Annotated in this window: 22 protein-coding genes, 1 other RNA gene and 1 riboswitch; of the genes, 5 read left to right on the top strand and 18 right to left on the bottom strand. The window is 29.8% G+C overall.

Translation table 11 applies throughout. The features are described from left to right. Nucleotides 1-59: 59 nt before the first annotated feature. Nucleotides 60-155: riboswitch (SAM-I-IV-variant riboswitch) on the bottom strand. Between the two features lie 81 nt (nt 156-236). Both AAEO58_RS10085 and AAEO58_RS10080 read right to left on the bottom strand, forming a co-directional pair. Beyond that, on the bottom strand, nt 237-1892 hold the full coding sequence (locus AAEO58_RS10085) for an MFS transporter (protein ID WP_341683281.1): 1656 nt from the start codon (nt 1890-1892) through the stop codon (nt 237-239). 76 nt (nt 1893-1968) lie between these two features. Beyond that, nucleotides 1969-3192, bottom strand: a complete 1224-nt coding sequence (locus AAEO58_RS10080) for an NAD(P)-dependent oxidoreductase (protein ID WP_341683280.1) — start codon at nt 3190-3192, stop codon at nt 1969-1971. Nucleotides 3193-3346: 154 nt separating this feature from the next. Here AAEO58_RS10080 and ssrA point away from each other — a divergent pair. Next, nucleotides 3347-3744: a transfer-messenger RNA gene (gene ssrA, locus AAEO58_RS10075) on the top strand. 162 nt (nt 3745-3906) lie between these two features. Here the strand turns inward: ssrA and AAEO58_RS10070 are convergent. Genes AAEO58_RS10070 through AAEO58_RS10060 form a run of 3 tightly spaced genes read right to left on the bottom strand, consistent with a single transcriptional unit; the run spans nt 3907 to nt 5668 of the window. Then, on the bottom strand, nt 3907-4677 hold the full coding sequence (locus AAEO58_RS10070) for an ImmA/IrrE family metallo-endopeptidase (protein WP_341683279.1): 771 nt from the start codon (nt 4675-4677) through the stop codon (nt 3907-3909). After that, nucleotides 4677-5072, bottom strand: coding sequence for a hypothetical protein (locus AAEO58_RS10065; protein WP_341683278.1), 396 nt, complete (start codon nt 5070-5072; stop codon nt 4677-4679). Before AAEO58_RS10065 ends, AAEO58_RS10070 begins: the two co-directional genes overlap by 1 nt. Beyond that, nucleotides 5069-5668, bottom strand: coding sequence for a sigma-70 RNA polymerase sigma factor region 4 domain-containing protein (locus AAEO58_RS10060; RefSeq protein WP_341683277.1), 600 nt, complete (start codon nt 5666-5668; stop codon nt 5069-5071). The genes AAEO58_RS10065 and AAEO58_RS10060 overlap by 4 nt, the downstream gene beginning before the upstream one ends. Nucleotides 5669-5806: 138 nt before the next feature. Here AAEO58_RS10060 and AAEO58_RS10055 point away from each other — a divergent pair, with 138 nt between their 5' ends. The 3 genes from AAEO58_RS10055 to AAEO58_RS10045 are packed head-to-tail and all read left to right on the top strand — an operon-like array spanning nt 5807 to nt 8003. Continuing rightward, nucleotides 5807-6298, top strand: a complete 492-nt coding sequence (locus AAEO58_RS10055) for a Pycsar system effector family protein (RefSeq protein ID WP_341683276.1) — start codon at nt 5807-5809, stop codon at nt 6296-6298. Between the two features lie 6 nt (nt 6299-6304). Continuing rightward, on the top strand, nt 6305-7330 hold the full coding sequence (locus tag AAEO58_RS10050; protein WP_341683275.1) for an adenylate/guanylate cyclase domain-containing protein: 1026 nt from the start codon (nt 6305-6307) through the stop codon (nt 7328-7330). Beyond that, nucleotides 7308-8003, top strand: coding sequence for an SEC-C domain-containing protein (locus AAEO58_RS10045; RefSeq protein ID WP_341683274.1), 696 nt, complete (start codon nt 7308-7310; stop codon nt 8001-8003). The genes AAEO58_RS10050 and AAEO58_RS10045 overlap by 23 nt, the downstream gene beginning before the upstream one ends. Before the next feature lie 262 nt (nt 8004-8265). Here the strand turns inward: AAEO58_RS10045 and AAEO58_RS10040 are convergent, their stop codons facing one another. The 9 genes from AAEO58_RS10040 to AAEO58_RS10000 form a co-directional block, all read right to left on the bottom strand. Further along, entirely contained in the window at nt 8266-11259 is a 2994-nt protein-coding gene (locus tag AAEO58_RS10040; protein ID WP_341683273.1) for an NACHT domain-containing protein, read from the bottom strand. 223 nt (nt 11260-11482) lie between these two features. Further along, nucleotides 11483-13798 carry an EcoAI/FtnUII family type I restriction enzme subunit R gene (gene hsdR / locus AAEO58_RS10035; RefSeq protein ID WP_341683272.1) on the bottom strand — a complete coding sequence of 772 codons (2316 nt, stop codon included), beginning with the start codon at nt 13796-13798 and terminating at the stop codon, nt 11483-11485. A gap of 38 nt (nt 13799-13836) precedes the next feature. Further along, the gene (locus tag AAEO58_RS10030) at nt 13837-14295 is read right to left on the bottom strand and encodes a hypothetical protein (RefSeq protein WP_341683271.1); all 459 of its coding nucleotides are present in this window, start codon (nt 14293-14295) and stop codon (nt 13837-13839) included. Further along, complete coding sequence (locus AAEO58_RS10025) at nt 14295-14771, bottom strand: helix-turn-helix domain-containing protein (protein ID WP_341683270.1); 477 nt, start codon at nt 14769-14771, stop codon at nt 14295-14297. The genes AAEO58_RS10030 and AAEO58_RS10025 overlap by 1 nt, the downstream gene beginning before the upstream one ends. A 3-nt stretch (nt 14772-14774) precedes the next feature. Beyond that, nucleotides 14775-15374: a hypothetical protein gene (locus tag AAEO58_RS10020; protein ID WP_341683269.1), complete on the bottom strand. Its 600-nt coding sequence runs from the start codon at nt 15372-15374 to the stop codon at nt 14775-14777. Between the two features lie 62 nt (nt 15375-15436). Next, the gene (locus AAEO58_RS10015; RefSeq protein ID WP_341683268.1) at nt 15437-16864 is read right to left on the bottom strand and encodes a KAP family P-loop NTPase fold protein; all 1428 of its coding nucleotides are present in this window, start codon (nt 16862-16864) and stop codon (nt 15437-15439) included. After that, the gene (locus tag AAEO58_RS10010) at nt 16861-17220 is read right to left on the bottom strand and encodes a hypothetical protein (RefSeq protein WP_341683267.1); all 360 of its coding nucleotides are present in this window, start codon (nt 17218-17220) and stop codon (nt 16861-16863) included. The genes AAEO58_RS10015 and AAEO58_RS10010 overlap by 4 nt, the downstream gene beginning before the upstream one ends. 16 nt (nt 17221-17236) lie before the next feature. Further along, entirely contained in the window at nt 17237-18382 is a 1146-nt protein-coding gene (locus tag AAEO58_RS10005) for a restriction endonuclease subunit S (RefSeq protein ID WP_341683266.1), read from the bottom strand. Continuing rightward, nucleotides 18379-19833, bottom strand: coding sequence for a class I SAM-dependent DNA methyltransferase (locus AAEO58_RS10000; RefSeq protein ID WP_341683265.1), 1455 nt, complete (start codon nt 19831-19833; stop codon nt 18379-18381). Before AAEO58_RS10000 ends, AAEO58_RS10005 begins: the two co-directional genes overlap by 4 nt. Nucleotides 19834-20362: 529 nt before the next feature. Between AAEO58_RS10000 and AAEO58_RS09995 the strand changes: the two genes are divergently transcribed. Continuing rightward, entirely contained in the window at nt 20363-20896 is a 534-nt protein-coding gene (locus tag AAEO58_RS09995; protein WP_341683264.1) for a hypothetical protein, read from the top strand. Between the two features lie 7 nt (nt 20897-20903). Here AAEO58_RS09995 and AAEO58_RS09990 read toward each other — a convergent pair whose 3' ends face one another. The 4 genes from AAEO58_RS09990 to AAEO58_RS09975 form a co-directional block, all read right to left on the bottom strand. After that, on the bottom strand, nt 20904-21365 hold the full coding sequence (locus tag AAEO58_RS09990; protein ID WP_341683263.1) for a hypothetical protein: 462 nt from the start codon (nt 21363-21365) through the stop codon (nt 20904-20906). Between the two features lie 21 nt (nt 21366-21386). Continuing rightward, on the bottom strand, nt 21387-22190 hold the full coding sequence (locus AAEO58_RS09985) for a relaxase/mobilization nuclease domain-containing protein (RefSeq protein WP_341683262.1): 804 nt from the start codon (nt 22188-22190) through the stop codon (nt 21387-21389). Between the two features lie 2 nt (nt 22191-22192). After that, nucleotides 22193-22489, bottom strand: coding sequence for a plasmid mobilization protein (locus tag AAEO58_RS09980; protein ID WP_322549009.1), 297 nt, complete (start codon nt 22487-22489; stop codon nt 22193-22195). Nucleotides 22490-22640: 151 nt separating this feature from the next. Then, nucleotides 22641-23507 (bottom strand): toprim domain-containing protein, encoded by an 867-nt coding sequence (locus AAEO58_RS09975; RefSeq protein ID WP_341683261.1) that lies wholly within the window; start codon nt 23505-23507, stop codon nt 22641-22643. Nucleotides 23508-23620: the final 113 nt, after the last annotated feature.

The raw sequence follows: 23620 nt of genomic DNA, 5'->3' as shown, positions 1-23620 counted from the left end.
CGCATTTTTTTAAAAATTTACGTATCACGAAACCCAAAATAAAATCATGAAAAATGAGAATAAACAACATTTTTTCCAAAAGTATTGGCTTATCGTTTTAGCACCTTGCTTGTTGTTGCAGGTTGCTATCTTTGAAAAGATTCGTGATAACGTTGGCAAAATTAAATTAAAAAAATGGTAAAAAAAAACTCCGTCACAAAATTACGTTATGACGGAGTTTTTTTTATGATATATTTCTAATGACTTCCTTCTACTTCAATAGCATCTACATCAATGTTTTGTTTCTTTAATAAGCCTTTCACTAATACAGCAAATAATGTTAAATAAGCAAAACAAATAACAGCAACAATATACGATTGATGAATTCCAATTATATCTGATAATTTTCCTTGTAAGGGAGGAATAATCCCACCTCCTAAAATCATCATTACTAAGAATGCCGAACCTTGAGAAGTATATTTTCCTAATCCAATAATAGATAAACTAAAAATAGAAGGCCACATAATACTACAAGCCAATCCACCAGATAAAAAGGCATAAATAGCAATTGTTCCTGTGCTAAACAATCCAATTAACATTGCAATTACACCAAAAGTTCCAAAAATCATTAAGGTTCTTGCCGGTTTATCTTTACTCAAAAAGAAAGCTATAATTTGAATAATCACACAAACGATATACCAATACAAGGGTTTCATATCTTTTCCAGAAATGATATTCACTCCTAAAATGATTCCGAATGCGATAATTGGTATAATAAGTAAAGCTAATGTTTTCTTCATTCCTTGCAAATTGAAAACACTGATAGCTCCTGCCCATCTTCCAATCATTAAACTTCCCCAATACATTGAAATATAAGGTGCAATTTCTGAAGATTGTAAACCTCCAAATTCATCTAATTTTAATAATTCACCCAAATTACTTCCAACAGCAACTTCTACTCCAACATAGGTAAATATCGCTAACATTCCTAAAACCAATTGAGGATATTGCATCGCACCCCAACCTTCCGATTTCTTTTTTGCGGATGTATAAGAAAACATCAAACCACCAACAACTACTAATAAAGCACCTGAAAGCCAAAGCATTCTATATTGTTCTAAATCTGAAAAATCTGCATCACAATAATTAGTTGTATCTAATTGATAGGTTTTAAAAATTGGCACAAAACAAGCTGCTAATAAAACCGTCATAATCACTAATGTTCTTAATGCTTTATTAGCCTTTTCCATTGGTTCGTTTGCAATTCCGCTAGGCACTTTTTTTGAAAACCAAAATAAAGCTGCAGCAGCTACGAATAATAAGCCTACTCCAACATATAGTAATACTACTTTATTAAGTTCTAATGTTTTAATCTGTTCGTCTGAAACGGATGCAGCTGTACCAAATAATGCTAATGCCACTATAATAGGACCTATTGTAGTTCCAAAAGAATTGATTCCGCCTCCAAGATTTACTCTACTCGCTCCCGTTTTTGGATCACCTAATAAAATAGCAAAAGGATTGGCTGCAGTTTGTTGTAATGAAAAACCTAAAGCAACTATAAATAATCCTACTAACATTCCCGCGTAAACACTTGCTTCAACGGCAATAATCATGACGCCAGCTCCCAGTGCTGAAAATAATAATCCATAAACAATACTTTTCTTATAGCCCCATTTTCCTACGATATCTTTTCCTGATAAATCACCCAAAGCAAACAATAATAAGGCTCCTATGTAATAAGCGGTATAAAAAGCAAAATCGACCAACTGAGACTGAAATTGATCTAGTGAAAAATAACTTTTACAAAAAGGAATAAAAATACTGTTTCCAGCTGCGATAAATCCCCAAAAGAAAAACACTGTAATTAGTGTATATAATGCAGGATAATTGGTTTTGATTTGATTGCTCATTAGTTTTTGATTAGTTTTAACAAATATATACGTTTTATTATAAAAACAAAAAACCCGATTCACATCGGGCTTGTTATTATTTAGTAGCTATAGCTTCTTGTTTTTCGTCAACGTAATCTTGTAGATATTTAAAACGTTCTGTAAGTTGACCGTTTTCTGTAATTTTGGCTCTTTGCAAAATTCCATCTTTATCTCCATTAAAGAAAGCTGGAATTACATGTTCCATAAACATTTCTCCAAAACCTTCACTAGCGTCTTTAGGTAATTCACAAGGTAAATTATCAACTGACATCACCATGATAGAAGCCGGATGAGTATACGAAACTTCTTTGTGTTCGCTTGGTAAGTATCCAAAGAAAGGCTCTGCAATTGTTGATGCTTTAATTGTACAAGCTACTGGTCCATCAACATCACAAGAAATATCGGCAACTACTTGAATTTTATTATCAGCAGCACGAAGCATATCACGAGTTAAAATATCTGGCGAACCGTTACCGTGAAAATGTCCAGCGATGTACATATCAGCAACTTTCGTAAAACGTTCAAAATTAGAAACGTAATCTTGTGGGTTTTTGTAAAAATCGGTATTATCTAAAACCTGACCATCAATACGTTTGTTATAATCTAATACGTCGATTTGAGTGTAAACAGGTTCTGTATAGTTTTTATTTAAAAAATCTTCAACACTTACTTGTTTGATTTTAATTCCGTCTAAAATCTCTTTAGCTCCCATTCCTACTTTACCATGTCCGGTAAGTACAATTTTAATATTTGGAAGCGTTCGGCGTTTTAAACGTGCGATTAAATCTTCTTTACCACTTAAGGTTTCTGCTTTTGGTAAAGTGAATAAATCGTATTTGATTCCGAATCCTCTGAATCCATTATAAGCCCCTACTAATCCAGCATAACGACCAAAGCCAATTAATCTGTGATTGGTTGCATCTACAATAGTTTCATGATCGTATAATTCGATATTTTTATCTAAAATAGCTTTTAACAATTTGCGATTGTATGGCTGTTTTTTAATCGTGTGCGAAAAGAAAAAGTACTTTTTATTTGGAATTAAAGCATCAACAGGAACTTCTTTTACTCCAAAAAGAACATCACAATCCGACATATCGGCAGTGACATTTAATCCTAAATTACGATATTGGTCATCAGAGAAGATTCTGATATCTGAACTTTCCACTTTTATTTCCGCTTCTGGATGTTCTGATTGTAAGCGTACTAACTCTTCTGGAGTAAAAACTACTCTTCTATCCGGTGGATTTTTTCTTTCTTTGATGATTCCAAACTTCATAGCCAACAGTATTTATAACTGAATATTGATTTAATGTTACAAATATAACTTTTTACTTTAGTTTGCACAATAGTTTTTTTATTGAAAAATTGGTAGTATTTTTGGCTCACTTTTTGAGTATAATATTATTCAAAAAACACTACTTATTACACATGGGGTCGACTGGTTTTGACAGCGAGTGGAATTGATTAGTAAGCACGTCGAGCATTGTATGTTTAGCTCGTAAATCCAAATGTACAAACCTATAAACGGCGAAAATAATTACGCTTTAGCTGCTTAATCTGAATTATAGTAAGATTTGCCAAGTTCCTACTAGGTAGGAAAGCTGGATTCTCCTCAAAAGCCTTGGTTTATGGCGGTTGGTTTAGGAGAACCGTAAATGTAAACCTAGAGAAGGTAATGCTTTAAATCCTTCTTGACACTGATAAAGCTAAGCTAAAAGTGGCGGTTTCTAGCCTTGCTTTTAGTCGAAAATTCAAGAGGAAACTAAGCGTGTAGAAAGCTTTTTGATTGCTTGTTTGGACGAGAGTTCGATTCTCTCCGACTCCACAATTAACATTGATTATCAATGTTTTAAAAAACTTACACCCAATTTTACACCCAGTTATGTAAAGTTGGGTGTTTTTTTAAAAGTGCATTTATTCAAATCTAAGCACTATAAAACCTTAATTATTGCCTTTCATATTTTGTAATATTTTCTTCATTATTAACCCTTTAGTCTTGCCAGATTATACTCAAAACAGAATTAAATCTTGGTGTAATTATACAAAATTCATACATTGTTTCATTCTTTTCATATTTTCCTAGCTCAAACCAAGTAGACTTTTCAATTTCTTGAATATCATTTATTTTGTAAACTCTTTTATGTCTATAATACTCCTCCGCTACTGATTCTTCAGGAACTTTTAGTTTATTTATATCAGGTATTTTGCAATACATATCATTTGATTTTTTCCAATATTGAACTTTTCCATTCTTACTATAAAAAGCAGCTAATGGATGATTTCCTAAATCTATAAAACGATATACTGTAGATGTTAAACTAGTATTAAAGGAATTTGAAAGTTCTACAAGTAATTCTGGATTAAATCTACACCCCAAACAAGCTTTTCTAAAACTATCTTCTGGCATTAACAATTCTGCAGCAAAGTCATTTGCTTCTTTTTCTTGAGGACCTTTTTTAAATCCTTCTAATGTCGTATCGTCATCCGAAAATGAAGCATTCATGTTAGCATGCAAAAGAATGTGCCCAAGTTCATGAGCCAAAACATAACGTTTTCTTTGAGGAAATTCTATTTTCGAATCAATTGTCACAATTGATTTACCATTCTTCATGACAAGTCTTCCATCTGAATTTCGTAAATTTTTTTCCAAAACTATCCCATCATGATATACTATTAAATCTTCTATATCGATAGAAGAAACATCGTCTATTCCTAAAAAAGCTAAAAGATTTTTAGCAGTACTAATAGCGTTTTTTATCATTAAATATCGTTCTTTTCAATTTTCTCCATCAAATCTAATAAATCAGTTTCGTTAAGAATATCTCTGAGATCTTGTTCATCCATTTTGTCAAGATTATTAAACTGTAGTTGTGGAGATCTTTCTTGTAATATAGCTAAAATACCATGTTTGGTAGTTTCTTTTGTCTGCTGAAAAAGCATTAATGCCTTTTTATAAATGTCATCTCGATGAGCTTTTTTAATTGCTACAGTTTGTTGAAAAAGTAGTTTTTTAACTTGAGAAACTACATTTCTCTCCAGTTGTGAAGGATCATATCCTTCTAGAACTAGAAGCTCATTAAGAATTTGAGGCTCTTCTACCACCATTAGATAAAGATCTCTATTTAAATTATCAATATTAACTTTTATATTTTTCATTGCTTTACAACGATTTTTTTTATAATTCTCAATCCTCTTTTGATTGAATTATTTACTTCATCTTTTGATATATTCAAATCTCTTGATATATCTCTTCTTGGTGAGCCTTCTAACCATTCACAAAATATTGTATGGTCATCTTTATTTTCACCAAAAGCTTTTTCAATTCTTCCCCAAAATTCATTTTCTATAAAAATTTCATCAGGTAATTCATTTTGACGAATCTGTTCATCTGTTAATTCATCATAGTCCGCGTAATTATCATTATCTACTATTAATTTTTCAGGACCTCCGGCATTTATAATTGATCTTGTTGATGATTTAATATGGCTAGAAATAAGACTTTTTACAACCCAAATTAGATGGTGAGTAATATTTGGATAACGCTCAAAATCCCATTTTCTTACTCCAGTAAAAACCTTCTCAATTGCTAGTGCCGCAAAATGTTCTGCATCAACACTATCTTTTTCGGTTCTAACTTCAAAACCCATCCTGTTCAATTTTTTTGATGCATATAACACCAATTCCTTATAAATCAAACCCCAAGACCGATCATCAATGCTCCTAAGCCTCTCTAAGGTTTTGGAATCTATCATACGGTTATTTTAGTTTCTATAAATATATGCTCTTTTAATTATTTTTTTTGCCATATGGCAAAAAAAATAATTCTTGGAGCTTATGTAATATATAAGGCTATTTTATTTAGCCATTTTTAATACTAAATTTTATATTTTATGGAAAAAGAAAGATTACTTTTTTGTATTCAGCGTTATGATCATTATTACGATAGTGTTAATAACAAGAGTTCTGTTTTTTTGGGACTAAGTACTTTTATTGTAGGTGGTTTAACAACAGGATACTTTGTCCTACCTGATTTAATTAATTGTATAACTTGGATATACATATTAATAGGGATACTTATTGTTTTAGGTATACTTATTATGATTATAGTTATACAAGCTGCAATACCACATCTCTCAAATGAAAAAAATTCTTTACATTATTTTGGTTCAATATCAAAAATGAGTTGTGAAAATTTTTGTCTAAAGTCTAAAGATACTAATTCTGATGAAGATGAGCTAATTGACTTGAGGATGCAAGTACATCAACTTTCAAGTGGATTAAAATCAAAATTCTCATTTTTGAGAATAGCAGGAATTTTATTTTTAATACAATTTATACTTTTTATACCTCTATTTATATTAATAATTAATAATTTAAAATAATTTTATATGAACATTTTTAATGATTATCTCTCAACAGTAAAAGCTGCAATGACAGCTGACCCTAAATCAAGAAATTTAAATGAGAACTGGAACAATGCAAGTGGTGGCCTAAGGGGTGCATTTAGTTCAAACACTCTAAATGCAATGGTGCCAGAAAAGCGTTTACTACCAAGTTTAGATGTTTTTGCACGTGAAATAGGTTTACAACCAAATTTTGAACAGAAACTAGGTCTTCATCCTGACCATGCACACTTGAAACATACTGACAATATAGAAAATGATTACATTGTCTCAATGTTTGTAGATATAAAAGGGTCAACAAATCTCTTCAAAAGGTATCTTCCTGAAACGGTTTGGATAATAAGTAATACTATTCAAAGAGCAGCAATTCATACATGTTTAATCTTTGGAGGATATGTTCATCGCCTTCAGGGAGATGGGTTGTTCGTTTATTTTGGAAATAAAAACACATCTCCTGAGATTGCTGTCAAAAGAGCTTTACAATTTGCAAGTATTTTTACATATTTTGTAAAAACCGATCTTAAACAATTATTTAATGAACAAGGCATAGAAGATGTCTGTACAAGAATTGGAATTGATTTAGGATATGATCGTGATGTTGTTTGGGGAATGGCAGGGCTTGGAGAAATAAGTGAAGTAACAACTTGTAGTCTTCATACTAGTTTAGCAAGTAAAATGCAATCTAGTGCAATTAGTAATGGAATCGTTATTGGTGATCATATTAAAAACGAAGTGCCATCTTTAGCAGAGTTTTTCACTCCTGTTTGCCAAAGAACTCAAAATGAAAATGACCGTTATATTTTTAGAATTCAAAATGAAAATTGGAATTATACACAATATGACTTTGCTTGGTTACCATTTCTTAAAACACAGGATTTCATTGCTACAGATTTACAAGGTGTACTTCAACTTAAACAAAAAACAACACCTATTTATGATAGAAATATTGCCAATTTAGCTCCAATTGCTATAAATAATAAACCATATTATGGATTTAATAAAAAAGATTAGTCAGTTTGAACGAGATTTTATTAAAGTCAATGAGTCGTTTCCTCTATTAAATTATTCATGGAATAATAAAAGTAAATCCTGGGTAATTAAAGGAGATTTAGATATTTGTGATGTTAAAGGCGTTTATTGGAACACCTTTAACATTGCAATTGTTGTTCCTGAAGGATATCCATTTTGTGTCCCAATGGTTTTTGAAATAAGTCAAATTTTACCACGAGATAAAGATTGGCATATTTCCGATGAAGGAATTTGTTGTATAGACATAGAACATAACTTAATTGTTATGAGTAGAAAAGGTATACAAATGAATGATTTTATTGAAAAAAAAATATATCCTTATTTCGCAAACCAATTATACAAACTAGAAAAACATAAATATGCGGGTGAAGAATATGGACATGAAACAGAGGGAATTATTCAATATTACAATGAAAATTTAAAAATACAATCCTTAGACAGCATCATTGTTTTCATTGAAATTATAATTAAAAATAATGATTTAACTCGAAACAGATTATGTCCTTGCAATAGTGGCAAAAAGATTAAAAAGTGTCATGAGACATCAATAGAATTAATTAAGACACTTGGAAAGGTCAAGATATTAGATGACTTAAAAAAGTTGAAAATCCATTATTTGAAAACACAATCTCAAAAAATTTCAAACGAATTATAAACTTGGATGTTTTCTAAACTAGTTATTTTTGAAACCGATAATCTATTATAATTTTTTTCTAAATTTTCTTTTATAATATTTAAATCCATTTTTAAAATTTTTATTGGTTCATAAATTTATCAAGATAAACAAATAATCAATAATCAAAGCTTCTAAAAATAACTTTTGATTTTTAGAATAGTAGATATTAAGTCACGGATTACAAATCCAGGACATCGGGAAAATTAAACATAATCATAAAATGTTTAAGATAAAAAGAGTATTATTTAATAATCTTTATTTCATTAATCTCTCTATATTCAATATCATCAACTCCAGATATTTTGTCAATCTCGTTAAAAAGCAAAATAAATTTTTGAAAAATATTTACATCATTTATTTTCAAAATTTTGTTGGCAAAAGTCATTTTGACTGAGTCTTTTACTTTGAAAATATTATCAATTTCTGTTTTTTCTAAAACATTATTTTCGTCTAGTAATTGTTTAGAAAAATAATGTTCAATTGAAAAATAATTATCATTTTGTTCTTTCTTTATATAAAATTGCAATTCATATGGAATAGGTAATAACATAGCATAAATATTCCCTTCAATTCTCTTTTTAATTCTAGCACAATTTTCATGAATATCAAATTTTGAACTATGTAAAGTCCCTTGAAACTGAGCTAAACCTTCTCTATCATTATCAAATAATCCTATGACAATTTGATTGCTCTCTAAATATGCTAGTCCATCGATTAATGCTTTTGCCAAAACATTTGCACCACCATTTGATACACCACCCACCTTAATTTCCCAATAAGGCATTTCACCTGTTAAAACAGTATACGCATGCTCAATTATCATTGCATCAGTAGGCCCTTCTACAAAGATTTTTATTTTTTTATTAGGGGTAACTGTATCATAAATAGTAAACCTATTTCTAGAAGAAGGTTGAATTATTCTGTCAATATTGTTCTTAATATAAGTCGGATGCGATGAATCAGAATTTCTAGTCCTTATTGGTTTTAAGATATCCTGCTTTTGTTTTCTAAGTTCTTTACTACCTAAATTGTCTATAGAAACTTCTAATAACTTTGTATAAAATTCGTTACCTGAAGTTTTAACCTTACCAATTACTTCCAATAATTTATTTTCCATATTAAGTCTATTACTCGAAGCTGTAATTGATAAAATCAAAATTCGGTAAACAATATTATCTAAATAAGGGTAATTTGGAATTGATTTTTTTTCTTCATATTCATCCAGTAATTCATCTATTGACATTGAAATAGGATTTTTTAGTGTGATGGAATCAAAATTATCTTGAAAAATAAATATTGGAAAAACTCCTAATACTGGTAGTGAAAATTTACTAAATAATATATTTTGAGGTAAACTTGAAGATATTTTTTTAAAACAATCATACATCTCTACCATTTTTAAAAGAATTACTTTAATTCCTTCTTTTCTAATATTATCATCTGTAAGATATAAAGATTGTAGTAGATATCCCATCCCATTAGCTGCTGACCAATAATCTTTCATATTACTACTGGTCTCGACTTTTTTAATTATTTCTTCAAGAAATTTTGGCATTTTTCTTGACCATCCTGCGTAGAAAACAGATGTATATTGCCAATTGACATCAAAAAAATTATCTACTAAATCAGCCTCTAATTCTCTATGATTCTTAAAAATTTCTTTTGCTGCAAAATACTCCATATAAGAGTCATGTCGGAACTTTATATACTTCCCTTTGTACAAAATTAATAAGCCTGTATGCTTAATAATAAAGTCTAAAGCTTGAGGTAATAAATCAAAATTAATCGTACCAGAAACAGAACCTAACTTATTTTTTATAAATTCTACAAACTCATCAATGGTCATTAATTCACCATTCTTTCTTTGGAGCAATTCCAAAGCATATAATCCAATAATATTTTCTTTTAATGTAACATCTAAAAAGTCAATGCTTTTATCAACCATTGTTCTTCCTAAAAGTAAATTACTGAATTTATCATAAACATCAGTTAAAGTTGAAGGAACTTCTTGATTGGTCTCTTCATATAATATTGATAATAAAGAAAGATTTAATGGTGTTAAAGGAAGTTTCTCAAGAACTTTATTTTCTTTCATTGACTCAATTAAACTTTGAGCCCTATCACCATTACCTTCAAAATATCTCAATGCAAAACTTTCAACTTGATGATTGTTGAATTTTTGTATAAAAACGTTTTTATGCTCATTTTTTGATGTTACTTTATAAATATCATCTAAACTATTTGATCTAGTACCAATAAAAACTTTAACCCCTTTTTCAAGCAAAAGTTCTAATTGTAATTTAATTCTTTTTTGATAGCTTTCATCAAATTCATCAATCGAATCAATAAGTAAAACTAATTGATAATTTTCAACAATATTATCAATAGTATAATTTTCAAAATGGCCATTTAATTTTTTCTCAAGTAAATAGTCTTTTAGACTTAAATGACTTTCTTTTGAAAAGACATCTCGTAAATTTGTATTGTCTAAAAAAACAGGTAAAAATTTTTTATTACTTATAAGTGTGTTCCTTTTTATTAAATTTTTACCAATTTCATTTAAAAGCCTTGTTTTACCAACCCCGGGATCTCCATTAATAACTAATAATCTCTCATTCTCATCTATTAATTTGTCTATATTAATTTTTGAGAATGCCTTTTGAGTTGATTGCTTATCTTCTGTTCTGAGAAATAAATTAGGCTCTATAAAAATTGATAATAATTTTTGATGAGCAGATTTATATTCTACTAGCTTTTTGATTTCAAATGATTCTTCAAGTATGTTCTCAAAACTTTTTTCATATTCAATTAAAGAGGTGTCATTATGTCTCCAATATTCTGAGTATTTTTCATCAATCAATTTAATTAATTGAGATAATTCCAAAAATTCTAGAAGATTCTTTGTTGGCAGAGTAGTTTCTAATTTTGTTTTAAATCCAGTAGAAATATATTTATTTGCTACTATATAAACTTTTGAGACACCCTCACTTATTTTTTTTTCGATATTTTTTTTAAGTTGGTCAATATCTTCATACGATTTACTAAGTCTTTCATCAAATATCATATAAAAAACCTTAAAATCACCAATATTCTCTTGTTTAAGAATTCCTTCTATTGTGTTTGAAGATGTTTTTTGAATTTCTTTAAAATTTAAAATAGGTAAAATATTCAAAAACAAATTAATCAATTCATCTGTATTTAATTCAGAAGTAATTTTTTCTTTATCTATAATCATCTCTTTACTTTTTTAATAAATACATTTTTATCTACTTTAAATGCATTTTTAATTCAACTTTTGCGAAAGTAACTAAAGTATTAATCTACTTTAATTACCCATTATTAACAACACTGATTTCCAAATCACATAATCTATAAAGCTACAATATCATTTTTTAAATTATTTAAAGCTTGGCAATTTTTTTTGTAATTATACTATAAAAGTTCAATTAACAAAAATACTATGCATATAAGTACTTTTGAAAATCTATAAATGTCTCTCTGATATTTTCAATACCTCCTAAAGTTTCAGATGCATCACTGATAGATTGGTATTTTAATAACAATAGCTGAGGTAATTTTTCTTGATCTAATTCATCGACACCTGTTTCTTCATATTTTGATAAAACAAAATTTAAGAAATCTTGCTGTTTATCACTTAATAAAAGTATGTTGTTTTTAGCTTTTACTACTCGATCAACTCTTGTTAATGGTTGAATATTAAAAGCAACATATTCTAACACATCAAATAAATCACTCTTCTCAGCTTCTATTAATTGTTGAAGACCTACCAATTCATCTTTACCATAACCAGCATCGCTAAGCTTATTTAAAAAGGCTTTTCGAGTTATTGGATTTGACCAAATAGCTTTCAATTCTTCTTCATTTTTAAAGAACTCAGGCAATTTGCCAAACAAATTTTGAATGAACTGTTCCGCTGTAATCGGCTTTCCATCGGCACTCCAAAATGAAGTTGAAGTCATGCTTTTAATTTCACGGAGCTTACCATCAGCTAGTTTAATTTTTACTTTTTCTCTTTTAGGCTTATCAATTGGTTCTCTTGGAGGTTCGTCAACACCTCCAGGACTATTTCCTCCCATAGGTTTTGGAACAGTTGGTTCCGGTTCTAAAGGTTCTCCGTCCCATTCAGGATCTAGGAAGTTTTTATAAGCTCCTACAAAATCATAAATAGTAAAATAATCTTTTCCATCAAACATTCTTGTACCTCTTCCTACAATTTGTTTAAATTCAATCATAGAATTAACAGGACGCAACAAAACAATGTTTCTAACATTACGAGCATCAACTCCAGTAGACAGTTTTTGAGAAGTAGTCAGTATGGTTGGAATTGTTTTTTCATTGTCTTGAAATTCTTTCAAATATTGTTCGCCCATTGCACCATCATAAGCTGTGACACGGACACAATAGTTTGGATTCTTGGATTTACTTTGCTGATTGATTAAATCACGAATAATTGCAGCGTGAGGCTGATTAGCACAAAAGATAATTGCTTTTTCATTCTCATTAGCATCTTCTAAATACAGTTGCACACGTTTTAGCTCACGCTCTTTAATTTCAATGTTTTTATTGAAATCACTTTCTTTATATACTTTTTTAGTGTCTACTTCACCTTCTACAATATCATCGTCTGGAGTGTAAATATATTCGTCTAATGTAGTTTGAATACGCTTTACTTTAAATGGAGTTAAGAAACCATCGTTAATACCTTCTTTTAAAGAATATATATAAACAGGCTCTCCAAAGTAAGCATATGTGTCAACATTGTCTTTACGTTTTGGAGTTGCTGTTAATCCCAATTGAACAGCTGGCGAAAAGTACTCTAAAATTTTTCTCCAATTTCCTTCGTCATTTGCACCGCCTCTATGACATTCATCTATAATAATGAAATCAAAAAAATCAGCTGGATATTCACCAAAATAAGGTTCTGGATTTCCTTCGTTATCAGTACCACTCATAAAGGTTTGGAATATGGTAAAAAAGACACTTCCATTGGTTGGCACACTTCCTTTTTTGCGAATCTCTTTTGGATTTATACGTACTAAAGCATCTTCTTGAAAAGCAGAAAATGAATTGTATGCTTGATCTGCTAATATATTTCTGTCCGCTAAAAATAATATTCTTGGTCTACGTTGTCCATCTTTTTTTAAATTCCATCGCGTTTGAAATAGCTTCCATGCTATTTGAAAAGAAATAAAAGTTTTACCCGTTCCTGTTGCTAATGTTAGTAAAATACGTTGGCAATCATTTGCAATGGCCTCCATTGTTTTCTGCACAGCGTTTTCTTGATAATAACGAGCACCTCTTGCTCCACCCATTAATTCAAAAGGTACAGCATTAAATTTATCACGCCATTCATTAGCTACTGCAAATGTTTTATGCCATAATTCCTCTGGGGTTGGAAAAGAAGTAATTAATCCTTCTTCGCCACTTTCCATACAAATTTGATAGATTTCTTTACCGTTTGCTGCAAAAGTAGTTTTCAATTGCATTTTGGTAGCGTATTCTTTGGCTTGCATAACACCCTCGCCAACTTCTAATTCAATACTTTTTGCTTCAACAACAGCTAATTTTATTCCTTTGTAAACCAATACATAATCAGAAATTACAGGCTTAGCTCGTTTTCCACCAGTTTGGATACGACCTTCAGTGATGTTGTGTTCACGTAAGATTTTAGTATCAATGTTTACATCGGTGCCCCAACCACTTGCTCGTAGCTGTGGGTCTATATATTCGGCTCTTGTTTCGGCTTCGTTCATAAATGAAGTATATAAATAAAAAAAGCAACCTGGTTAGGTTACTTTAATTCTACTGAATCTATTGTCTTTATTGTTACATCCTCTTTTACCATTTCTGTAACATTAATTGTTGGTAACAAAAACATATTAAAAGGAGTATTTTCTGTTTTAGCGTGTAAAACACCTCTCAGAGTCCCCATTGCTAACACTACTAAATGCCTTGCTAAAGCAATTGGAATTTTTATTACTTTGGTATCTTCATCATACAAAGTCTTCCAATGTTCTGGAATTATCTCAAATAAGCAACCTATTTCTAGTAGTAGAAAAGGGCCTTTATCTTGATTAAATTGAACCGAAAGCAATACTGTAATAACTCTTTTTTCTAAGTTAAAACCGAATCGAAGTCCATTTCCTATTTGGATATTCTGATTGTCCTTATCAAATGCACTTTCAATAATTGCAAATTGTTCAGTTGTGATTTTTCGTAATCCAAAACTGATTTGATCTTTATTTTCCATTAGGCTGCTAATGCGTAATTATTTTCTCCTGCAACACCTTGTATATTATCTACTACATAGGCTTTTGAAGTTACAGAAGAAGGTTTTGTCAAATTTGCTTTATTTACATCTAAAAACCAATTAAAGAATTCAGATTGTAAATTTTGTTTTATTTCTATTTTAGGAACCTCAATCAAAGTAATACCTAAAATGCGTCCTATTTTACAAATGGTTTCAATCTGTAAGTTTTCTTGTCCTTTCAATAGTTTATTCACATATTGAGCAGAACATCCCATAGCATCTGCTAATTCTACCTGATTTTTAGGATATTTATTAGCTTTTTTATTAGCCTTTAAAGTAGAGGCTACTCTAACAGCAATACTAAAAGAAATATCTAACCAATCTTCATTCTCTTGACGCCATTTGGCTTTCTCTAACCAGCCTGAGTCTTTAATAGAAGTTTGTTTTAGCTTTTGCTTTATTTTATCTATACTCATAATTTAGTTTACTATTAGTTCAAACAATTCTAACTCATCATTATCTTCATCCATAAGATAACTACGTGTTATTTTTAGTTTTTCTAATTCATTAAGTAAATAAGTTCTATCGTTTAGTGTTTTTCGGAGCTTTATAGCTCCTCCGCAAACTACAAATAAGTTTGCATCAATTCTAATGGCATATAGTCTTATCCAAGTTTTTTTGCCATCTACTTTTACTTTATCTTTTTCAAATTCCTTTTCAAACTTTCCATCCGATAAAGGCTTGAATAACATCGACAAATTTTTGTGGCGTGTAGTTTTTCCATGTTCTGCATATTCAATGAGAATAGCTTCTAATTTTTTTGCTTCTTTTCTAGTTTTTTCAATGGCTTCATCAATTGTAATTCCTTCCCAGTAAGCCTCTTTTAAGTCCTCTTCATGTTCCTCAAAAAATGCTCTCAGTCTTACAGGGTCATTCCAAAAGTAAAACAATCTTCTAAATTCATGTAATTGTTCTACTGGAATAGTTACTCCATTATCATCTACAGCGTTTATTTCTGTATCATATAGAACAGAATATAAACTTTCTTCTACAACTGCAAATGTACTAACTATTTCCATAAAATCAACTTACAGGTTTATTTTTTTTAAATATTTTAACGTTTAATCAAGTTTGTTTAATCTCATTCTTTAAATCCTTCTAGTAATTCAATCTTATTTAAAACATTTTCTAAAAATTCTCCACTTCCATATGCTTGATCGTTAAGATAAATAAGATTTTTTAAAAATATTGATTGTTGACCTGAATAATCTTCAAATTTAGATTGAATTTTTAACTCATATAACCTGAATTCTACATTTAAAGCTAATAAATTATCATTGCCATTAGGTTGGTAATAATTATTATAAAAATGGACTAAAAAACTTTCAACTTTGATAAGTAATGTATTTTCTTCTTTAGTTAATTTAGATTTAAAAAGATTAGCAAATTCATTTTGAAGTTCATTTACGGTCAAAACTTTGTTTCTAATTTTATAATAAAATTCTCTATCTGTATACTTTATAATATTAAAAAAAACAAAAATTTGTGGGTATAGATGGCTATTAAATACAAATGATTTCAAAGAGAGCCTTGCGTTAGATAGTATTTTTTCTTGTTGTCTTAATGAAATTTTAAGATGTTTAAAAATTAAAATTGTAATTTTTATAAAATTATTTACTTCTTCAGCAAACTCATAGTGATTATTATGGAGTCTTAATCTTTGTTCTTGTCTAAAGAATGTTTCATAACCATAATAATTATATAAATACTTTACATATTTAACTGTATCTGGTTCAGGGATAGAATACTCAATATCTATAAAACGTCTCAAATACTCATCTGCATCAATAAACTCACTGCCATAAACACCTCTAACCGCGTGACCTAATTGCTCCTTGTCAATAGATAAAACAAAAACGATGTTTGGTATTGAAAAGAAATGCTTAATCTGCTCTAAAATTGAAACCGCATAATCTGGGCGACAACGGTCTAATTCATCAATAATAAAAATAACAGGTTTATCTTTCCAGGTATCAGCAATAAACTTGGATAAACTTTCTCTAAATTCCTTTATACTTTTCTTTTTATTTGCATATTCATTTACATCTTTCTCGAAAATATCTCCTAAACTTTTTCCAACCCCTTCTGCTATGTCTTCATAAGTTTCACCAACGTATTTTTTTACAACAGCTTTAACTAAAACAGGGGCAAGATTTTTTGTGAAAATTGCTGCGTTTTTTAAGGCATTTTCAAAATTAGGATTGACTACATCTTTTTTGGTCAATGTTTTTAATTCTCCCATTAATGCAGTCAAAGCGTTATTCTCAAAATCATTTTCCCAAGCATTAAAAAGAACTGTTTGAAAACCATTATCTTTTAAATCTTGGTTCCACATTCTAATAAATGTAGTTTTACCTGTACCCCATTTATTGTTGATTGCTAACACAAACCCATCTGCATAAGTAGAAACAATGTTGGTTAAAACATCTGCATATTTTTTCCTATCCAATTGACATTTACCAAAAGGATTTTCTGCCTCTATATCTACTATTTCGTTGTGTTTTATCATAAAATTCTATAATTTCTACTATTAAGTTGAACTGCAATATTTGCTTTTACAAACAATTTTCCAACAGAATGAACATAACAAGGTTTAACTTCATATTCATGAGGATATATTTTTTTAAAAACATTTCTGTTATATATATTGTTATTTGTTAAACTCTCTTCAAACAGTAATTGCAACATCAATAAAGAGATATTTATATAACTATTTTTTCCAACTTTTATCTTAAACGCTTCATCAACTTTATTAAAAGTGTATGGAGGTGTATTCACAACAATCTTGTAATGACCAAATCCTGCAAGATGATCATTAATCACAATATTTTCTCTTAGATTTATTTCTGCTTCTCCCCAAGTCATAATTTCCTTTTATTTCCTAAAACTCACCACTAAAAGCCTTTTGCAAAACACTCTTTTTCAACTCCTCTAAATCCTGTAATTTTTGAGTATAAAACGCTTCAAGCTTTTTAGTTTGTTCACGCAAGGCATCGAGTTTGGATACAATATTTTGTTGCTCTTTTATTGTTTTTGGAAAACAAATAAAAAAGTTTTCTAATTGTACTTTTGTTATTGCTTGTCTTGTTGCTCCTTGATCTCCTGTTAATAATAATTGGTCTTTATAAAACTTTGAAGTTAACAGAAAATTTAAAAATCTGGAATTCAATATCTCATTTTTGGGTCTTATTATAGAAACGTGTTGATTTACTCTTGCTGGAATGATTTCTTTTGGAATAAGACAACATCTTGCAACAGATGCGCCTGTAATATTTAATAGAACATCTCCTTCTTCAATTGTAACATTTTTTAATGCTCTTCCTTGAATATCATCTATAAAAGCTAAGTTCTTTTTCTTAAATTTTAAATCATGAACATTCATACTCCTTATTAAAGAAATTCCTTCAGTTTTATAACTAGCATTTCCACCTTTAGGAGTTGCTCCACTTCCTATCTTTAAAGTTATATCCCCTAATCTTTTCTCATCCCAACCATCATTTTTCTCACTAAAAACCCTTTGTAACTCGCTTTCAAACAACTCCTTTGCATTTTTTAAATTTTGCTCGGTGTTGGCTTTGGCCTTATCAATAGCAGTAAACGCTTCATCTAAAATAGAAACAATGCGTTGTTGCTCTTTTAAAGGCATCCATAAGAAAGGTTCATTCTTATAATCTTTAAAATAAATATGTGGTATGGCGGCACCAGCAACATATTTTTTAAAGTCAACAGACATCAAAGTATAATTTAGATAATCTAAATCAATATCCTCATTTGGCAATAAATATTGTAATGTTCCAATAACAGATGTAAACGCTTCCATTTTTGTAACTCTTCCAACTCCTGAACCATCTTTTACAATTGATAAATATGGTTTATCTCTATGGTAAAAGCTAACGTTTTTTATTAAACCGCTTGCACCAAAAATTGGGTATATACCTTCATCATTTGCTAACTTATTTTGTGAAATATTTGACGATGCACTTTTACATACATCACCAATAGTTTTCATTTCCCAACCTTGCTTCATAACAATTCCAAAATTGAGTTTAAAATAGTATTTGTTTCAGCATCCAGCGTTTTCATTTCTTGTAAAATGGTTTGTGGTGCTCGTAAAACTGTTTCTTCTTTTTTATTCGGGTTTTTGGCGCTTAGGTCAAAAGTGGTTGCATCTAAATCGGCTACTTTTATACTCCAAGAATTATCACTATCGGCAAAGGTTTTTTGCAAGGCTATAAACTCGGCTAAATCTTTTTCGTTTAACGGGTTGGTTTTGCCTAAGTTACGGTCTAAGTTTAATTGGTAAAACCATACTTTATCGGTAGTCATTCCTTTTTCAAAAAACAATACAACTGTTTTTACTCCAGCACCTGTAAAGGTTCCGCCAGGCAAATCTAAAACCGTATGCAAATTGCAGTTTTCCAACAACAATTTACGTAAACTTACTGAGGCATTGTCAGTATTGCTTAAAAAAGTATTTTTAATTACTACACCTGCTCGTCCGCCAGCTTTCATCATTTTTACAAAATGTTGCATAAACAAACTTGCGGTTTCTCCTGTTTTAATAGGAAAGTTTTGTTGTACTTCGACACGTTCTTTTCCTCCAAAAGGCGGGTTGGCTAATACTACATCAAAACGGTCTTTGTCTTGTATGTCGGCAAGGTTTTCAGTAAGCGTGTTGGTATGCACAATATTAGGAGCTTCTACTCCATGTAATATCATGTTCATAATCCCAATAATATAAGCCAACGATTTTTTCTCTTTACCGTAAAAGGTATTTTTTTGTAAGGTTTCAATATCGGTAGTGCTTAAGTTTTTAGCGCTTCGCATATAATCAAATGCTTCGCACAAGAAGCCTGCACTTCCTACTGCACCATCATATACTTTTTCACCAATTTGTGGATTTACTACTTTTACAATGGTTCTAATTAATGGACGTGGGGTGTAGTATTCGCCACCATTACGCCCAGCGTTACCCATGTTTTTAATTTTGTCTTCGTACAAATGACTCATTTCGTGCTTTTCAGCGTGGGTACGAAAACGTAATTCGTCTATACGGTTAATTACTTCCCGCAAGTTGTAACCACTTTGTATGCGGTTTTTTAATTCGCTAAATATTTCACCTATTTTATATTCAATTGTATCGGCACTTTCCGCAGATGTTTTAAACTTTTTAAGATAATTAAACAGTTGGTTGTTTACAAAATCGGCTAAGTCATCACCCGTAAGTGCGGTATGATGGTCAATTTTTCCTTCTTTGTCTTTTGGAGCTGCCCAAGTATTCCATTTGAATTCGTGAGCAATAATAGGCAGATAGGTTTTGCCTGTTAGCAAGGCTTCATTTTTTTTATCTTCTTCTAAATCGTCTAAGTATTTTAAAAACAATACCCATGAGGTTTGCTCTACATAATCTAACTCGCTCCCGCAACCTGCATCTTTGTGTAATATGTCGTCTACGTTCTTAAAAGTTTGTTCAAACATGGTGTGTAACTAATTGGTTTTTAACTTTAATGAAAAAGTATTTTAAAATTCGATAATCCCCCAAACATAAAGAAAAAAAAGCACCCATACAACCCGTAAAATTACCTGATTTTGAAACCAGGTAAAAATACTTAGGAACTTTCTTAGCGAAAGTAAATAAAGGGATTGATAAAAAAATGTGGAAAACCGTAAAAGGCTATAAAAAAAATTAGTCCGCAGATTTGATGTTTTTAAGCTCCCTATGATTCATTTTTTCAATTGTTGAAAAAGAAAGATATATCTTTCAAAAGAATTGGATTAGAATTCTTAAATTTACATCAGAAAACAAAATAATGCGTTTCGCTTAAAAATTCCTGTTACAGAAATCGACCAAATTTTTAAACACTACAGGAAGTAAAAGTGGAAACGTCTGCGATAAGCGTGGGCGTTCCTTTTTGCTATGTAGTGTGGGTTCTTGGTCGGACCTCTGTGACTAGCTTGGGGAATTAGCCCACGTGTCTTTTTAGGTAAATCATAAACTTATAACTTTATGGCTCTGAAAGAAAAAGCAACAAAAAAAAGCAGTAAAACTGCTTTTCAAAAAATCCTAAACTACTTATTGTTTCAAGATTTTACTACTCCGAACTTTAGTTCTGGGTATGCTAATCTGTCAGAAAGTTTTATTGAGAATAACAAAACTGGAACATCAACAGAAGAAGTTCTGAATTCAAAATTAATTGACATATTTAAAATTCAGTTACTCAATCTGAACTATGAGGATAGAGGCGAAATCATTGATACCATATTAGATGACAAAAATAGTTATGATGTTTTATTGTTTTTATTTACAATGGAAATAGAAAAACATTTCAAAAATAAACCTGATAATATTCAAGCTGAATTCTTAAAAATGTTGCTCTATTATCAATCAGACAACCAATTAAATACTCTTATTCTTATCTATTTCAGATTATATTTCGTTGATTTATTCGAAGTACAATTTTCAAAAAGCTCTCAAATTTCGGAACAAGAATATGAATCTGTTTTGAAAATTTATACAACAAAAAAAATCCAGTTTGAATAAAGTTTTATTAATTTTTATTGTTCAACCATTTTACATATTTATCTTTTAATTTTTCATCATTAAGAAAACGAATAAATTGAGTTTCAGTTTTTTGCTTTTTGTAGTGATTACTAATAGCATAGTAAGAACAGAAAACAGTAATTGCAAACATTACAGCAATTGACATACTAAAATAATAGAAAAAAGAATCTTTTTGCTTTCTCTGTTGTTCTAGTTTGTTTAAGTATAAATTCATTGCAGCTTCAATTTGAGCATTTTTTTGAACAATTAAATTAATCTGTTTTTCGTTAATTGTTTCCAAAGGCTCAAAATTAAGTTTTGGTTCATATTGATAAAATAAATCCATTTTAGCATCTATACTATCGCTAATTTTTTGGAGTGAAGCAGTACTCTTTTCTATGTTTTCGATTTGTTCAATAAATACAGATAAACTATCTGCAATTTTTGGTTGTGCTTTTTTGTATGACATAATTTTTTAAATTATTATTATTTAATACCCCATATCATTGCTTTTACCAATCAACTTCGCAATTTTAATAATAGGTTCTAATGGAGTGTAAGGTTTCATTAAAGAGCTAAGGCCAAGATGTCTGTTTATTTCAGATGCTTTAAAAATTTGTCCTGAAAGTTTATCGGTTAATTTATGCCCTTGAACAATTCCTTTTTTATTAAATACTGTATCCACTTTAATTCCTAACTTCTCCATACTTTTTTGATACTCATTAAATCCTTTAGGATTCATTTTGATAACTGATTCATGTTTGTTAAAAATCTCTTTACGAAGACTTTTAAAATTGTCCTTTTGTGATTCAACACTCTTAACATTATCAATCATTATTTGTTTGGCAGAAGTTAACCCTCTTTCTTGTGCAATTTCATGCGCTGCCCATTGTGCTCGTTTTCCAATATGATGATCTGAAATTAATTTTCCATTGGTTTGAACCCTGTTTGCAATAATATGAATGTGTTTGTGTTTCTTCTCTGTGTGCACAAAAGCAACAAACTGCTGTTTATCGGGATCAATTCCTAATTTACCCATATACTGACGAGTAATATCTTTTAATTCCTTATTTGTTAGTTTTTGACCGTCTTTAATATCAGGTGACAAAACCAAACTAAATGTTTTATTGGAAGCTCTTTGATTTAATTCTTGCATAGACTTGATTTCCTCCATAATTTCTTTTGGATTATCTCCACAAAGTAAATTTCGGTCGAGTTCATACCCTTTTTCTTTATCCATAACGTAATTACCAAGCGTTCCTCCTCCAGAACATGCTTTTGCTAATCCAATCATAGTTATTTAATTTTCATTAAATGTTCACGAATTAATTTACTTGTTACAAGTGCTTCTTCTTTTACCCCAGTTGTATCACCAAGTTTAAAAAGATTAGAAATTCTTCGAAAATTATCTCCGTATTTTGAAAGTAATTGATAGCATTCAATTTCTTCGGGAGTTAATTTACTTGATAATTTGTAATTAAATGCTAATGCTCTCATTAGTTCAGAAATACTAATTCCACTATCTTCTGCTTTCTTTTTTATTATCAAATATTCTACTTTAGAGACTCTGAATTTTATAAAATAGTTTTTCATTTTTTTTCATTTTTGAATGTTTACTGAGTTCTGCTCTTCCTTTTTGCGACCATCGGGAGAAAAAACGAGATGCTAATTTGGACCAAATGCGGAGCAATTTGTGTCCACATTGGCACATCTCGATTACTTACTACTTTAAATCATTTTTAAATCACTCCTTTAAATTAAAATTCCCATTAACTAACCATTCATTCAAATCCTTATATCCAAAAAACAAGCTCCTCATATCTATAACATTCAAATACTTACTCTTCAGCATTTCCGTATATTTATCTCCCGCAGAATCATAATCTAGATATACTTCTATTTCATCGTAGTTTGATAAAAATTCACAACGACTAATTAATGCTACTGAATTCAGAATTAAATAATCACTTGAATTTTTTTCTAAACTCTTAAAAGAAATATAGTCAGTGAAGCCTTCAAATATTCGGATAGTTTTTTTGTTTTTATCACCTTTTACAATTAAAGTAATATCTTTTTTTCCAATGCAAATTTTTGCATATTTGGAACGAATTTCAAATCCATTACTATTATTTTGAAATCCAATTCCGAAGTATTTTTTTCCGTTTATTTCATAATGGACTTCTTTTAAATTTGATTCGTTTTCGTAATGATAAATTTTTCTGTTTTCTAAATATTCTCTCAAAGCATAGTGTTGAATTCCAGTTACTTTAATTATGTTTACTTTACTTTCAGGTTCACTAAAATTAGATGCAATATTTTTTTGCTTTTGAAAAGAAAAAATAGATTGATTAGAATAATTTTCTAAAAATTTTAAAACTTCTGGAATCGTATAATTGAATTTAATTGCAATAAAATCTATTATGTTTCCGCCTTTCTGAAGTCCGTGGTCGTACCATCTGTTAATTTTAGTATTGATTTTAAAAGAAGGCGTTTTTTCTTCGTGTAGAGGACTGGAATACCAAACATCAAATCCAATAGTTTTTGATGGTATATAATTCATTTTTTGCAACACTAATTCTAGAGGAATTTGCTTCGCTTTTTCTATGTTCATTTTTAGTTTTATCTAAGTATTTGCCATTTTTACTTACCTACTTACCTAAACCAGTAAATTCAAGTGTTCGCAACATTTTTATAAATTACCTAATACTTACCTACCTACCTGAG

This window comes from Flavobacterium helocola (assembly GCF_038289885.1).
GTDB lineage: Bacteria > Bacteroidota > Bacteroidia > Flavobacteriales > Flavobacteriaceae > Flavobacterium > Flavobacterium cheniae.
The sequence above is the reverse complement of the archived record's forward strand: the minus strand, read 5'-3'. Positions and strand labels throughout refer to the sequence as shown.

Coding starts and splice junctions, on each gene's coding strand:
- AAEO58_RS10085 (WP_341683281.1), bottom strand. CDS start 1,892: ATGAGCAATCAAATCAAAACCAATTATCCTGCATTATATACACTAATT.
- AAEO58_RS10080 (WP_341683280.1), bottom strand. CDS start 3,192: ATGAAGTTTGGAATCATCAAAGAAAGAAAAAATCCACCGGATAGAAGA.
- AAEO58_RS10070 (WP_341683279.1), bottom strand. CDS start 4,677: ATGATAAAAAACGCTATTAGTACTGCTAAAAATCTTTTAGCTTTTTTA.
- AAEO58_RS10065 (WP_341683278.1), bottom strand. CDS start 5,072: ATGAAAAATATAAAAGTTAATATTGATAATTTAAATAGAGATCTTTAT.
- AAEO58_RS10060 (WP_341683277.1), bottom strand. CDS start 5,668: ATGATAGATTCCAAAACCTTAGAGAGGCTTAGGAGCATTGATGATCGG.
- AAEO58_RS10055 (WP_341683276.1), top strand. CDS start 5,807: ATGGAAAAAGAAAGATTACTTTTTTGTATTCAGCGTTATGATCATTAT.
- AAEO58_RS10050 (WP_341683275.1), top strand. CDS start 6,305: ATGAACATTTTTAATGATTATCTCTCAACAGTAAAAGCTGCAATGACA.
- AAEO58_RS10045 (WP_341683274.1), top strand. CDS start 7,308: ATGGATTTAATAAAAAAGATTAGTCAGTTTGAACGAGATTTTATTAAA.
- AAEO58_RS10040 (WP_341683273.1), bottom strand. CDS start 11,259: ATGATTATAGATAAAGAAAAAATTACTTCTGAATTAAATACAGATGAA.
- hsdR (WP_341683272.1), bottom strand. CDS start 13,798: ATGAACGAAGCCGAAACAAGAGCCGAATATATAGACCCACAGCTACGA.
- AAEO58_RS10030 (WP_341683271.1), bottom strand. CDS start 14,295: ATGGAAAATAAAGATCAAATCAGTTTTGGATTACGAAAAATCACAACT.
- AAEO58_RS10025 (WP_341683270.1), bottom strand. CDS start 14,771: ATGAGTATAGATAAAATAAAGCAAAAGCTAAAACAAACTTCTATTAAA.
- AAEO58_RS10020 (WP_341683269.1), bottom strand. CDS start 15,374: ATGGAAATAGTTAGTACATTTGCAGTTGTAGAAGAAAGTTTATATTCT.
- AAEO58_RS10015 (WP_341683268.1), bottom strand. CDS start 16,864: ATGATAAAACACAACGAAATAGTAGATATAGAGGCAGAAAATCCTTTT.
- AAEO58_RS10010 (WP_341683267.1), bottom strand. CDS start 17,220: ATGACTTGGGGAGAAGCAGAAATAAATCTAAGAGAAAATATTGTGATT.
- AAEO58_RS10005 (WP_341683266.1), bottom strand. CDS start 18,382: ATGAAGCAAGGTTGGGAAATGAAAACTATTGGTGATGTATGTAAAAGT.
- AAEO58_RS10000 (WP_341683265.1), bottom strand. CDS start 19,833: ATGTTTGAACAAACTTTTAAGAACGTAGACGACATATTACACAAAGAT.
- AAEO58_RS09995 (WP_341683264.1), top strand. CDS start 20,363: ATGGCTCTGAAAGAAAAAGCAACAAAAAAAAGCAGTAAAACTGCTTTT.
- AAEO58_RS09990 (WP_341683263.1), bottom strand. CDS start 21,365: ATGTCATACAAAAAAGCACAACCAAAAATTGCAGATAGTTTATCTGTA.
- AAEO58_RS09985 (WP_341683262.1), bottom strand. CDS start 22,190: ATGATTGGATTAGCAAAAGCATGTTCTGGAGGAGGAACGCTTGGTAAT.
- AAEO58_RS09980 (WP_322549009.1), bottom strand. CDS start 22,489: ATGAAAAACTATTTTATAAAATTCAGAGTCTCTAAAGTAGAATATTTG.
- AAEO58_RS09975 (WP_341683261.1), bottom strand. CDS start 23,507: ATGAACATAGAAAAAGCGAAGCAAATTCCTCTAGAATTAGTGTTGCAA.